The sequence below is a fragment of the Bradyrhizobium canariense genome, from assembly GCF_019402665.1.
Lineage (GTDB): Bacteria > Pseudomonadota > Alphaproteobacteria > Rhizobiales > Xanthobacteraceae > Bradyrhizobium > Bradyrhizobium canariense.
This window is the reverse complement of sequence record NZ_VSST01000050.1, coordinates 126,691-139,517: the sequence shown is the minus strand read 5'-3', so window position 1 is coordinate 139,517 and position 12,827 is coordinate 126,691. Positions and strand designations below refer to the sequence as shown.

General features: G+C 64.2%; 11 protein-coding genes and 1 tRNA gene. 4 read left to right on the top strand and 8 right to left on the bottom strand.

The genetic code is table 11. The features are described 5' to 3' along the window. Positions 1-236: IS3 family transposase (locus tag FXB41_RS26755; RefSeq protein WP_007596532.1), on the top strand; the 236-nt coding region annotated here is incomplete at its 5' end. 67 nt (positions 237-303) lie between these two features. Here FXB41_RS26755 and FXB41_RS26750 read toward each other — a convergent pair. The 4 genes from FXB41_RS26750 to FXB41_RS26735 all read right to left on the bottom strand — a co-directional run bounded on the left by FXB41_RS26750 (position 304) and on the right by FXB41_RS26735 (position 5,116). Continuing rightward, the gene (locus tag FXB41_RS26750) at positions 304-1,953 is read right to left on the bottom strand and encodes an ABC transporter ATP-binding protein (RefSeq protein ID WP_219683863.1); all 1,650 of its coding nucleotides are present in this window, start codon (positions 1,951-1,953) and stop codon (positions 304-306) included. Positions 1,954-1,967: 14 nt separating this feature from the next. After that, complete coding sequence (locus FXB41_RS26745; protein ID WP_007602531.1) at positions 1,968-2,855, bottom strand: ABC transporter permease; 888 nt, start codon at positions 2,853-2,855, stop codon at positions 1,968-1,970. A 21-nt stretch (positions 2,856-2,876) separates the two neighbouring features. After that, the gene (locus FXB41_RS26740) at positions 2,877-3,818 is read right to left on the bottom strand and encodes an ABC transporter permease (RefSeq protein ID WP_007602533.1); all 942 of its coding nucleotides are present in this window, start codon (positions 3,816-3,818) and stop codon (positions 2,877-2,879) included. Between the two features lie 167 nt (positions 3,819-3,985). Beyond that, entirely contained in the window at positions 3,986-5,116 is a 1,131-nt protein-coding gene (locus FXB41_RS26735) for a M20/M25/M40 family metallo-hydrolase (RefSeq protein ID WP_219683857.1), read from the bottom strand. Positions 5,117-5,390: 274 nt separating this feature from the next. Here FXB41_RS26735 and FXB41_RS26730 point away from each other — a divergent pair, with 274 nt between their 5' ends. Both FXB41_RS26730 and FXB41_RS26725 read left to right on the top strand, forming a co-directional pair. Beyond that, positions 5,391-6,998, top strand: a complete 1,608-nt coding sequence (locus tag FXB41_RS26730) for an ABC transporter substrate-binding protein (protein WP_219683856.1) — start codon at positions 5,391-5,393, stop codon at positions 6,996-6,998. A gap of 208 nt (positions 6,999-7,206) precedes the next feature. Continuing rightward, complete coding sequence (locus tag FXB41_RS26725) at positions 7,207-8,838, top strand: glycosyltransferase family 39 protein (RefSeq protein WP_376707511.1); 1,632 nt, start codon at positions 7,207-7,209, stop codon at positions 8,836-8,838. 204 nt (positions 8,839-9,042) lie between these two features. Here FXB41_RS26725 and FXB41_RS26720 read toward each other — a convergent pair whose 3' ends face one another. Then, on the bottom strand, positions 9,043-10,293 hold the full coding sequence (locus tag FXB41_RS26720; protein WP_219683854.1) for a multidrug effflux MFS transporter: 1,251 nt from the start codon (positions 10,291-10,293) through the stop codon (positions 9,043-9,045). 159 nt (positions 10,294-10,452) lie between these two features. Continuing rightward, a tRNA-Leu gene (locus tag FXB41_RS26715) sits at positions 10,453-10,541 on the bottom strand. Between the two features lie 172 nt (positions 10,542-10,713). On the opposite strand from FXB41_RS26715, the gene FXB41_RS26710 reads away from it, so the two are divergent. Then, the gene (locus FXB41_RS26710) at positions 10,714-11,148 is read left to right on the top strand and encodes a hypothetical protein (protein WP_007602541.1); all 435 of its coding nucleotides are present in this window, start codon (positions 10,714-10,716) and stop codon (positions 11,146-11,148) included. A gap of 15 nt (positions 11,149-11,163) precedes the next feature. Here FXB41_RS26710 and FXB41_RS26705 read toward each other — a convergent pair whose 3' ends face one another. After that, a complete protein-coding gene (locus tag FXB41_RS26705; RefSeq protein ID WP_219683853.1) occupies positions 11,164-12,366 on the bottom strand; it encodes an FAD-dependent monooxygenase in 1,203 nt (400 codons plus the stop codon). A 19-nt stretch (positions 12,367-12,385) separates the two neighbouring features. Then, the gene (locus FXB41_RS26700; RefSeq protein ID WP_007602543.1) at positions 12,386-12,631 is read right to left on the bottom strand and encodes a zinc-finger domain-containing protein; all 246 of its coding nucleotides are present in this window, start codon (positions 12,629-12,631) and stop codon (positions 12,386-12,388) included. Positions 12,632-12,827 lie beyond the last annotated feature (196 nt).

The window sequence follows — 12,827 nt, the reverse complement described above, 5'->3', positions numbered from 1 at the left end:
AAGCCGCCGGCTTCCGGCCTTCAATGAGCCGCAGAGCCGACTGCTACGACAATGCCCCGATGGAAAGCTTCTTCCACACCCTCAAGACCGAACTGATCCATCACCGTCAATATGAGACCCGCAATGAAGCCGAGCGCGACATCTTCGCTTACGTCGAAGGCTTCTACAATCAGACCCGAAGACACTCGGCCATCGGCTATATCAGCCCGGTCGAGATGGAGCTAAAATCGGCTTGATCCATGTCCACTTTTTTGGGGGAAGATCAGGATTGCTTCGCTGCGCTCGCAATGACGAGGAGAGTGACTAGGCGCTAGCCGCCACGCCCTCGGCCACCGGCCGGAAGTTCGCGAAATCCCAGCCGCGGCCCGGTGCTGCCTCGAGCAAGGCTCTGGTGTAGGCTTCCTTCGGATGCGTCAGCACTTCGGCGGCCGGACCCTGCTCGACGACGCGGCCGTGCTGCATCACCACGACCTCGTCGCAGATCTGCGCTGCGACGCGCAGATCGTGAGTGATGAACAGGATGGCGATGCCGAGCCGCGTCTGGATCTCGTCGAACAGGTCCAGCACCTGCGCCTGCACGGACACGTCGAGGGCGGAGACCGCCTCGTCCGCGACCAGCACGTCGGGATCGAGCGCGAGCGCGCGGGCGATCGCAATGCGCTGACGCTGGCCGCCGGAGAACTGGTGCGGATAGCGCGCGACCGCATCGGCGGGCAGGCCGACCAGCTCGAGCAATTCGCGCGCACGCTTCATTGCGTCGGCATGCGACACGCCGTAATTGATCGGGCCTTCCGCGATGCTTTCGCCGACAGTGACGCGCGGGTTGAGCGAGCGGTAGGGGTCCTGGAATACGATCTGGATCTTCTTCCGATGCGGCTGCAACAGCCGCCGCGAGATGTCCGAGATCTCGCGGCCGGAGAGGCGCACGCCGCCGGAGGTCGGGTCGATCAGGCGGACGATGCAGCGCGCCACGGTCGATTTGCCGGAGCCGCTCTCGCCGACGATGCCGAGCGTGCGGCCCTTGCGCAGCGTCAGCGTGACCTTGTCGGCGGCGACGACTTCGCGGCCTTTACCGAAGAACGCGCGCTCGCGATAGACCTTGCCGAGTTCGTTGGCCTCCAGCACCACCGGTTCCCTGGTCTCAGGCCGCGCCGCGCGCGGCACCAGGCTCGGCACCGCGGAGAGCAGGTTGCGGGTGTATTCCATGGTCGGATTGCGCAGGATGGAATCCAGCGTTCCGGTCTCCACCAGTCGGCCCTGCCGCATCACCGCGACGCGGTCGGCGATCTCGGCGACCACGCCCATGTCATGGGTGATGAACAGCACGGCGGTTCCGTGATCGCGCTGGAGATCGCGGATCAGGGTCAAAATCTGCTTCTGCGTTGTGACGTCGAGCGCGGTGGTCGGTTCGTCCGCGATGAGCAGCTTCGGTTCGAGCACGAGTGCCATCGCGATCATGATGCGCTGGCGCTGACCGCCGGAGAGTCGGTGAGGGTAGGAGGAAAAGATACGCTCGACCTGGGGCAGGCGCACCTGCTCCATCATGTCGAGGATACGCTTCTTGCGCGCCTTCGCATCGAGTTTGGTGTGCGCGCGCAGGACTTCGTCGATCTGGCGGCCAACCGGCATCACCGGATTGAGTGCCGTCATCGGCTCCTGGAAGATCATCGCCATCCGGGTCGCGCGGAGCTGCCGCAGGCGGCGGTCGGTCGCGGTGAGAATCTCCTCGCCGACCAGCTTGACGCTGCCGCCGGTCGGAATCAGCGTGCCCTTCGGCAGCAGACCCATCGTGGTCAGCGAGGTCACCGACTTGCCCGAGCCGCTTTCGCCGACGAGGCACAGCGTCTCGCGCTCGTGCACCTGGATCGAGATGCCGTCGATGATGTTTGCGGCATTCGGCTTCTTGCCGACGGAGACGACGAGGTTGTTGATGTCGAGGATCGGGCTGGTCATCACTTGATCGGTCATCATTTGCCTTCCCGCTGCTTCATGCGCGGATCGAGTGCGTCGCGGGCGGCATCGCCGATCAAATTAATGCTGAGGATCGCGATCGAGAGCAGCAGGCCCGGCCAGAAGATCAGCGTCGGCTTGAGCTGGAAGTACTGACGACCCTCGGCCATGATGTTGCCCCAGGTCGGCGTTTCCGGCGAGATGCCGGCGCCGAGGAAGGAGAGGATGGCCTCAGTGAGGATCGCGGACGCGCAGACATAACTACCCTGCACGATCAGAGGCGCGATCGTGTTCGGCATCAAATGCCGCCACATGATCTTTGGCAGGGATGAGCCGACCGAGATCGCCGCTTCAACATAGGGCTCTTCGCGCGCCGACAGCACGACCGAGCGCACCAGGCGTGCCACGCGCGGAACTTCAGGGATCGTGATTGCGATCAGCACGGTCCAGAGGCTGGCGCCGGACAGCGACACCACGGCGATTGCCAGCAGGATGCTCGGCATTGCCATCAGGCCGTCCATGATCCGCATCATGACGGAATCGACCAGCTTGAAGAAACCGGAGACCAGGCCGATCGCCAACCCAATGACGATCGACATGATCGCCGAGCCGATGCCGATCAGAAGCGAGATGCGTCCGCCATACATGACGCGCGACAGCAGGTCGCGGCCATAGGCGTCGGTGCCGAGCAGGAATTGCGCCGAAGAGGGCTTCAGCCGCTGCGAGGGCGCAAGCTGGATCGGATCATACGGCGCGATCAAGGGCGCCAGGATCGAGATCAGCACAACCAACGCCAGGCAGATGGTCGCCGCCGCGATGATCGGCGTCGAGGTCAGGAATCCGAAGCGCGGCCGCAGCGGCGACGTGATCGGGATGGACGACTGGGGAAGGGTATCGACCGACATTTTTCGTTGTTATCCTTAGCCCTAGTACCGGATCCGGGGATCGAGCAGCGTGTAGGCGACGTCGATCAGAAGATTGACGACGACATAGATCAAGGACGTCAGCAAAATCATCGCCTGGATCACCGGATAGTCGCGCGCCAGCACCGCATCCACCGTGAGGCGGCCGATGCCGGGGATGTTGAACACGCTCTCGGTGACGACGACCCCGGAGATCAAAAGCGCAAAGCCTGTACCGATCACCGTGATCACGGGCACGGCGGCGTTGCGCAGCGCATGGCGCATCATCACGGCGACTTCGTTGATGCCTTTTGCGCGCGCGGTGCGGACGTAGTCCTCGCCGAGCACGTCGAGCATCGCCGCGCGCGTCATGCGCGCGATCAAAGCGATGTAGATAAAGGACAGCGCACAGGTTGGCAGGATGATGCGCTCGAAGAACGGCCCAAACCCGTTCGAGATGCTGCGGAAGCCCTGCACCGGCACCCAGCGCAGGTCGATCGCGAAGACCTCGATCAGGATGTAGCCGACCACGAACACCGGCACCGAGAAGCCGAGCACGGACAGGCCCATCACGAAGCGGTCGATCCAGGTGCCGTGCTTCCAGGCAGCGATTACACCGAGGGGAACCGCGACGATGACCGCGAGGATGATGGTCGACAACGCGATCGAGATCGACGGCTCGACCCGCTGGCCGATCATCTTCATCACCGGAAGGTTGGAGATGAGCGACGTTCCGAGATCGCCATGCAGCAGCTTGTTCAGCCAGGTGATGAACTGCACGATCAGCGGCTCGTTGAGACCGAGCGAGGTGCGGATGCGCTCGAGCCGCTCCGGCGTGGCGTTGTCGCCGGCAAGAATCGCGGCGGGATCGCCGGGGGTGAGGCGGAGCAGGAGGAAGACGAACAGCGCCACCACGCCCATCACGGGCACGGCGGCGAGAATTCGGCGAAGGAGATATCCGAGCAAGTTGGATCCCGTCAGATTAGAGTCAAATCAGAGGCAGCGGCTGAAGGCTGCGTTCTGCCACCAGCCTAACATTTCAGCAATTCCCATGCCATCCGGGCCACGGTTTTTGCAGTGCGGTCACCTTGTTTTGGTGATCTCACCCCCTTTTGGTGCCGTGGCTCGCGCCATCACTCCAGAGTCGCGAGCAGCCCCGCCATCAGCCGGCCGCGTTCGACCAGACTTTCGACCTCGATATACTCTTCGAGCGTGTGGCCGTTGCCGCCACGCACGCCCAGGCCGTCGAGAGTCGGGATGCCCATTGCGCCGGTGAAATTGCCGTCGGAGCCGCCGCCGGCGCTCGCATGCGGCAGTTCTGCGCCGAGCGATTTGGCGATCCCGCGCGCCTTTTCGTAAAGCGCCATGGTGCCGGCATCGGGCTCCCAGACCGGACGTGTCACGCCGCGCGTCACCTTGAAGGTGACATCATTGGTTGTACCGGAGAGCGCCAGCATCCTCTCGACGCCGCGATCGAGGTCGGCCTGGCGCTTGGCCATCGAAAGCGCTTCGCCGGTGGCGGTCGTGGCAACGCAATTGACCCATTGCCCCCCGTGCACCACGCCGACCGAAAACGTGCAGTCTTCGCCCGTCATCGCGTCGATGGCGAGGATTTGCCGCGCCATCTCGCGGATAGCCGAGCGGCCCGCCGACAAGGTGGCGCCGGCGTGGCTGGGCCGGCCGGTCGCCTCGAGATTGAACCGCGCGATGGCGTAACGTCCGGTGGTGACGCCGTTGTCAGCGCGGCCGGGCTCGGGGACCAGCACGTATTTGTTGCGCGCGGCTTCCGCCTCGATGATATCGCGCGTGGAGGGTGTGCCGACTTCCTCGTCGGGCGTGAACAGCACGGTGATCGGCAGCGGCGTCGTGAACGAGGCGCGGGCCAGTTGGCGGATCGCGTCCAGCGAAAGATAGTTGCCGCCCTTCATGTCATAGATGCCGGGTCCGTAGCACTTGCTGCCCTCGCGCCGCCATTTCAGCTTCTCGATGGTGCCCGTGGGGTGGACGGTATCCATGTGTCCGGCGATCAGAATGCCTGGCTCGCCCTGCTTCGGATGCGGAAAGCGGGCGCGGATCACGCCGCCAAAACCCTGGCGACCGGCGATGCGCTCGATCGTCGCACCCATGATCGCCATCTCCCGCGCTGCGATATCGAGCATGCGGTTCACGGCGCTCGCGTCCCAGGTCGGGCTTTCGCATTCCACCCAGCCGCGCAGACCCTGGAGCATCGCTTCGGAATCGAAGGGAAGATTGGCTGGATTCATCTCAATGTCTCTCCAATGTCTCTTGGGCTTCGGAACATGGAACGCGCATTGCATCGGCGCGGGCAGGCGGAGAGCGTTGTAGAGCCAAACCGGTTCTTGTGGAGCCCGTGCGCGCGCCGCTTGGGCTTGCAGCGAAACCGGATTGACGCGCTCGGCACTGTCTGCAAGTCTCGAAAAGATAAAGGCATTGCATGAGGTTAGTTCGCCTAAAGAACGAACCGGATGCTCAATCAATAACCTGCCTTTGAACAGTTTCACGTCAGGAGAACTTTTTATGTTTAAGTTGATGCGCCGGGGGCCTCGCGCGTTCGCCTCCAAACTTGCGCTGTCGGTCGTCGCGCTTTCGACCGCACTGGCCTCGCCGGTGCTTGCGGCCGGCAAGACCATCACGGCGGTGATGCATTCGGATCTGCGCATCATCGATCCGATCTTCACCACGGCCTACATCACGCGCGACCATGGCTACATGATCTACGACACGCTCGTGGCGCCCGATTCGAACTTCAAGATCCAGCCGCAGATGGCGGACTGGAAGATCTCCGACGACAAGCTCACCTATACGTTCACGCTGCGCGACGGCCTAAAGTGGCATGACGGTGCGCCGGTGACGGCGGAGGACTGCGTTGCCTCGCTCAAGCGCTGGGGCGCAGTCGACGGCATGGGCCAGAAACTTTTCGACTTCACCGCGAGCATCGAGGCGACCGATGCCAAGACCATCACGCTGAAGCTGAAGGAGCCCTACGGCCTCGTGCTCGACTCGATCGGCAAGCCGTCCTCCCGCGTTGCCTTCATGATGCCGAAGCGCCTCGCCGAGACGCCGCCGGACAAGCAGATCCCCGAGCAGATCGGCTCGGGTCCTTTCAAGTTCGTGCAGTCGGAATTCCAGCCGGGCGTGAAGGCGGTCTACGTCAAGAACACCGACTACGTGCCACGCAAGGAGCCGTCGAGCTGGACCTCCGGCGGCAAGGTGGTGAAGGTCGACCGCGTCGAGTGGATCACCATGCCGGACTCGCAGACCGCGGTGAACGCGTTGCAGTCGGGCGACATCGACTTCGTGGAAAATCTGCCTTACGACATGCTCCCGTTGCTGGAAGCGAACAAGGAGATCACGATCGAGGTCTCGAACAAGTTCGGTTTCCAGACGCTCGGCAGGATGAACTTCCTTTATCCGCCGTTCGATAATGTCAAAGTGCGCCGTGCTGCCTTTCTGGCGATAAACCAGAAGGACGTTCTCGACGCGCTCGTCGGCAACGCCAAATATCAGAAGGTCTGTGGCGCCTTCTTCGTGTGCGATACGCCGTTCGCGACCGAGGCCGGTGCCGAGACCCTCGTGAAGGGCAACGGAATGGCCGAAGCCAAGAAGGCGCTCGCCGAATCCGGCTATGACGGCACCCCGATCGTGATCATGGCCCCCGGCGATGTCACGACCCTGAAGGCACAGCCGATCGTTGCGGCTCAGTTGCTGCGCGAGGCCGGCTTCAAGGTCGACCTGCAAGCGACCGATTGGCAGACGGTGGTGAGCCGCCGCGCCAGCCAGAAGCCTCCGAAGGAGGGCGGCTGGAACATGTTCTTCACCAACTGGGTCGCGGCCGACGTCTCCAACCCGATCGCCAATCTCTCGATCGGCGGTCAGGGCAAGAAGGGCTGGTTTGGTTGGGCCGAGAACGCCAAGATCGAAAAGCTCAAGGACGACTTCGTTCGCGCCGCCTCGCTCGACGATCAGAAGAAGATCGCCGCTGACATCCAGAAGGAAGCCTATGAGCAGGTGATTTACATCCCGCTGGGGCAGTATCTCCTGCCGAGCGGCTGGCGCAAATCGCTGACCGGCGTGCTCGACGGTCCCGCGACCCCGCTGTTCTGGAACGTCGACAAGTCGGAGTAGGGCGAAGGCTCTTCCTTTCGTCCGGATCATCCTGCGGCGCCGCTGTCATCAGCGGCGCCGTTGTCGTTTGTCGATCTTGGCTCTTTTGTCGACCTTGCGCCGGCTGAGAAGGCGGACGTTTTCAAACTTTTCCAGTTTCCATTCATTGCTATTTGTTTCCGTCCTGAACTAGATGTGCCGTCCTTGCGCATCACCTTCCTTCCTCCATTTGATTCCAGTGCCGATCGATTTTGCATTCCAGGCGATGGCCGAACGGTCCGATCGCACGCCGGCACGATGGCGCCGGCCATTCCTGCGTTGGCTCGATGGCGTCGAGACGGGCTGGGCGGTGCCGCTTCTCATCGCGGGCTTCGTCGCGATCTGGACACTTTATCTAGCGGTCGCCTATGCCGGCGGCGGTCTGCACCCCGATACGCTGGAGGCCTGGACGCTGGGGCGGCATTTCGCGTGGGGCTATCCCAAGCATCCGCCCTTGACCGGCTGGGTTGCCGCGAGCTGGAGCGCCATTTTTCCGCTCACTGACTGGTCGCTGCAATTGATGGCGATGGCCAATGCCGGGCTTGCGCTGGTCTTCGTCGACCGGATCGCGCGGCAATTCGTGACGGGGCACAAGCGCGTCCTTGTGCTGTTGCTCCTGATGCTGACGCCGGCCTATCAGTTCCATGCCCAGCGCTTCAATGCCAATGCGGTGCTGCTGGCCGTCTGGCCGCTGGCGACTTGGTGCTTCGTCCGCGCATTCGAGACCCGCGCGGCGTCGTGGGCGATCGCCGTGGGATTCACGACGGCGCTGGCCATGGCCGGCAAATATTATTCGATCTTCCTTGTCGCGAGCTTCACGTTTGCCGCGCTGGCGCATCCGGCGCGTCGCGCCTATTTCACTTCCGCCTCGCCCTGGATCTCGGTCGTCGTCGGGCTTGCGGCGCTGTCACCGCATGTTCACTGGCTCGCCACGACCGGGGCGCCGACCTTCACCTACGCACTGAACCATGCCAACGGCACTGCGGCGAGCTCGCTCGGGGAGGCCAGGAACTTCCTTCTGGGGCTGTTGGCGGCCATCAGTGTGTCATCAGTCACCTGGATGTTGATCGCCGGCACGCGGCTGAAGCAGTTTCCGGACGATTTCGCGGCGATGAATCCGGGCCTGCGGCTCCTCTTTTACGTTGCCGTCGGCACGATTGCGCTGCCGGTTCTGATCTCGCTCGTGATCGGCACCGATCTGCCGTCGCTGTGGGCGTTGCAGGGGTTGTTCCTGTTCGCCATTCTCGTGGTCTGCGGCACAAATTACCCGATCGAGCGCTTTTACACCGTCAACCTCACCTTGGTCGTGGCCGGCGTCGCGCTCACGGCCGTCCTCGTCGCCGCGCCGATCCATGCCGTCTATCGCAACGATCACGGTTACGAAGAGGGGCGCAATTTCTACGCGCAGGCCGCCAGCGAATTGACTCGCGAGTGGCGCGAACTGACGGGCGAGCCGCTCGCCGCCGTTAGCGGCGACGATGCGCTGGCCTTCGCGATGGCCTTCTACAGCCCGGACCACCCGCACTACGCCCAGCCGTTCGAGGATCAATCTCCCGGAGGCTTGCCGCGCAAGACGACGCTGGACCGCGGCTGGGCCGCGCTCTGTTTCCGCGATCAGGATGATTGCAGCCGGTGGATGGACGGGGTGGCCGGGCGGGCCGGGCACTTCGTCAGGCGGGAATTTATCGTACAGGCGCAGCTATGGGGCCGGCCCGGTCTCACGCGGGACGTGGTTGTGCTGATGGTGCCGCCCCGTGAAGGCGGCGCGGCACCCGAGGGCGTTGCGGACGATTTCAGCGCCAACAGGCGCGCAACGGAATAGACGTGTTGCTCAACAGTGGCTGTCGCGGACCCGCTCGAGCCCTTCACTCGCGAATGGCACGGTGACGGCGGTCTTTTCCACGCTCGACGGCGTGCGTTCCGTCTTCGCCCGCTCCGTGGCGTCGTGGTCTTTACGGGGTTTCGGTTCCATTGAAGCGCCTTTTCAGATTGTTGCAGTACAACATCGAGAGCGCCGCGAAGTTCCTCACCCGATGGCGCGATGATGCGGCTTGAACAGCCGTCCTCTCTCCACCACCAGCACGATCGCGAGCGCGGCGAGTGACGACACGAAGAAGCCGACCGAGAACGGCAGCAGCGTGCCGTCGAAGCTTTGTCCGATCGCCATGCCGACGACGATGCCGATAAGCGTGGTGATCGAGCCGTAGAGCGAGGACGCCGTGCCGGCGATGTGGCCCTGCGGCTCCATGGCGAGTGCGGTGAAGTTGGCGACCATCATGCCGAACGAGAACATCATCAGCGCCGAGAGCACCATGAACAGGGGAAGCGGCAACGCGCCGAGGCTTTCGGTCAGCAGCATCACGCCGGCCACCGCGGTGTAGAGCGTCAGCGCGCCGTGCGAGATCACGCGCATGCCGAGGGTCCCGACGAATCGCGCATTGAGAAAGCCGGCAATGGCGGTGCCGGCCGCGATCGCGGCGAAGGCGAGCGGAAAATAATGGCCGAGGTGATAGATGTCGACAAAAACCTGCTGGGCCGAAAACACGTAGGCGAACAGCGCACCCATCACGCTTCCGGCGGCGAGCGCGTAGCCGAGGGTTTGGCGATGGGTCACGGTCTGCCAGTAGGCCGTGAGCACGTCGGCCGGCGCGAGCGACCTGCGTTCGCTCTCAGGCAGGGTCTCTGGAAGCCGCAGCACGGACCACGCAAGCGCGAGCAGGCCGTAGAGCATCAGCACGACGAAGATGCCGCGCCATTGCGTGACCAGTAGCACCGCCTGTCCGAACGAGGGGGCGATCACGGGGACGGCGATGAAGATCATCATCGCAAGCGACATCACGCTCGCCATGCGGCGGCCGACGTAACAGTCGCGCACGATCGAGGTCGCGATCACGCGCGTCGCCGAGGTGCCGAAGCCCTGCAGTGCGCGCGCCAGCAGCAGCGTCTCGAACGACGGCGCGGCGATCGCCAGCACGCTCGCCACCGCATAGACCGCCATCCCGCCGAGCAGCACCGGGCGGCGGCCGAAACGATCCGACAGCGGACCCATGACGAACTGCCCCGCGCCAAAGCCGATCAGGAAGGTCGACAGCACCAGCTGAAGATGGTTGGCGACGGGGATATTGAAGGCCGACCCGATGTTGGGCAGCGCCGGGAGCATCATGTCCATCGCAAGCGGATTCAGCGCCATGATCGACGCGATCACGATGACGAATTCGGGGAAACCCATCGGCCGGTGTCCCGAGGACACCCAATCGTCGGCATTGACGTCGGACAAGCAGCTCACCTCTGATTTGAGGCCCCTGTCTACCTTCAATGCTGCGTTGCACAAGCGACGTTTCGGGATAGCTGGCAGGCGGTGCAGGAGCGGACAACATTGACGAGGTATCAGCGCTCGGGGCCGCGGCGATCGGCGGGATCGTCCGCGCGTCTCTCGTGGTGCGGGCAGCCGGGGTCGAACCGGCACAGCGCTTGCGCACCGAGGGATTTTAAGTCCCTTGCGTCTACCAATTCCGCCATGCCCGCTTGATCCAACGAGATCAATCACTTAAGTCCCTTGCCGGCCGTCTGGAATTGGCGTTTGCAGGCCGGAGGGGCGGTTCTTCCTTAGGCGAGCCGGCCGCACAAGGCAAAGCCTCAATCCGGACATCTGTTGTTGCTTTAGGCATTCTCAATCCACGGGGACTATTCATCCGGCATGGCTGCTTTGATCCGATATCGCCTGCGCACGTGCTGCGTGGCCGTCGCGCTGCTCGCGGCCGGCTTCGCACTGTCCGGCTGCGCAGGCATCAGCGAGACGGTCGCTCCGGCCTTTGCCGATCCTGCCAGGTACGAATTGTACGATTGCAAGCTGCTCGAAGCCGAGCGCAAGGGGCTCGCTAACCGCACCGCTGATTTACAGAGGCTGATGGACAAGGCACAGACCGGCGCGGGCGGCGCCGTCGTGTCGGAGCTTGCCTATCGCAATGACTACGTCGCGGTGCGCGGGCACGCGCAGATGGCCGATGACGCTTGGCGCCGCAACAAGTGCCGGGAAACGCCCCCCGAGGCGACGCCCGCCGCTGCGCCGGCGCCCGCAGCCAATCCTGGCCCGATCAAGCCTGCCCCGAAATCGACAAGAGCAGTGCGCTGAAACCGGCGCCTCGCATCAGGGTCGCCAGCCGTAAATCCAGTCCTGCCGTGCCAGCATGCGTTCCGGGCCGAGGGCGCGCACCGCAAGATCGCGCGCGAGCGCGAGCGGCCCAGTGAAATGATAGATGCGGCCCTGCTGCCGCGCGGTCCGCTGCACCCGCCGCACGCGCGCCTGGCGCGTACGGCCGTATTGTCTCAGCGCAGCTGTGATGCCAGCGGTGCTCTCGGCGACCTCAAGGCTCAAATGCTGCGCGAGCACCGCGGCGTCCTCGATCGCCATGCCGGCGCCCTGGGCTGCAAACGGCAGCATCGCATGCACGGCGTCGCCGAGCAGCGCGACCGGGCCGTTGCTCCAGGGGCAGTCGTCAGGCACGCCGAACAGCGCCCATTTCCGCCAGCTATCGACCGTGGCGAGCATCATGCGCGCCGCTGGCGGCCAGCGCGGCGCGGCGAAGGCGTCCATCACCTCGCGGGGATCGCCGGGCGTGCTCCAGCCCGGTCTATTCCAGGTGCCCGGCAGCACCGCGACCACGTTGATCTGGCGTCCCCCCGCGATCGGGTAGGCGACGAGATGGGCATTCGGGCCCATCCAGAGCTGGACCCGGCGCGCGGTGTAGTCCTTCGGCAGTTGCGTGGCGTCGAGCGTGCCGCGCCAGGCAATCAGCCCGGAGAAGCGCGGCTGCACCTCGGGAAACAGATGCTGGCGCACCGTCGACCAGATGCCGTCCGCGCCGATCAGCGCACTGGCGAGATCGCTGCGCCGGATCGTACCGCTGCGATGGACGACCGTCAGCCCCTTGGCGTGAGGCGCGACGTCTTCGAAGGTCGCGCCGAGTTTCAGGTCGATATCGGGATGGTCGGAGACTGCGCCGGCGAGGGCGGATTGCAAATCGGCGCGGTGCACCACCCAATAGGGGGCGCCGGCGCGCGCGGCGGCGGCTTCTCCCAGCGGCATGCGCAACAGCTCGCCGCCGGCCCGCGCGCTCATGATCGAGACCGCCTCCGGGATCACGGCGCGCAGCTTGAGGCGCTCGGTAAGGCCGAGCTCGACCAGCACGCGGCTGGCATTGGGGGAGAGTTGCAGACCGGCGCCGACTTCCTCGAGCCGCTCGGCCTTTTCCAGCACGACGATGCGGAAGCCGCGTGCCGCGAGCGCGAGCGCAGCCGTCAGTCCACCTATGCCGGCACCGGCGATGACAATCGTTCGGGAGAGCGCCACCCCTGGCCGATGGAAGCGGTCAGGCCACCTTGTCCTTCAGGACGCATTCCGGCGGACGGGCTTCGCCCGCCTTCAGGTCGGCGGCGAAACGGTACAGCGTCGAGCAGTAGGGGCAGATGATCTCGTTGTCGTTGCCGAGGTCGAGGAAGACGTGCGGATGATCGAACGGAGGGTTGGCGCCCACGCACATGAACTCTTGCGAGCCGATCTCGATGACGGGGACACCGGCATCGTTGTGGAAGTGCGGGACGACATGGTCGGACATCGTACTCATCCTGGAGTGGCAATGGCGGCAGACACAATCACGACTGACGCGGCATTATTAAGGCGCCGCGGACCATACTGGCGGGTGTGGATGATTGCTAGTCCAGCGGAACCGAAAGCTCCGCAATGCCCCATGCTCATTTGCTCATGCAAATTCGACACAATCTTGCGGCCTGAGAGAAGCCCTTCTTTCGTCG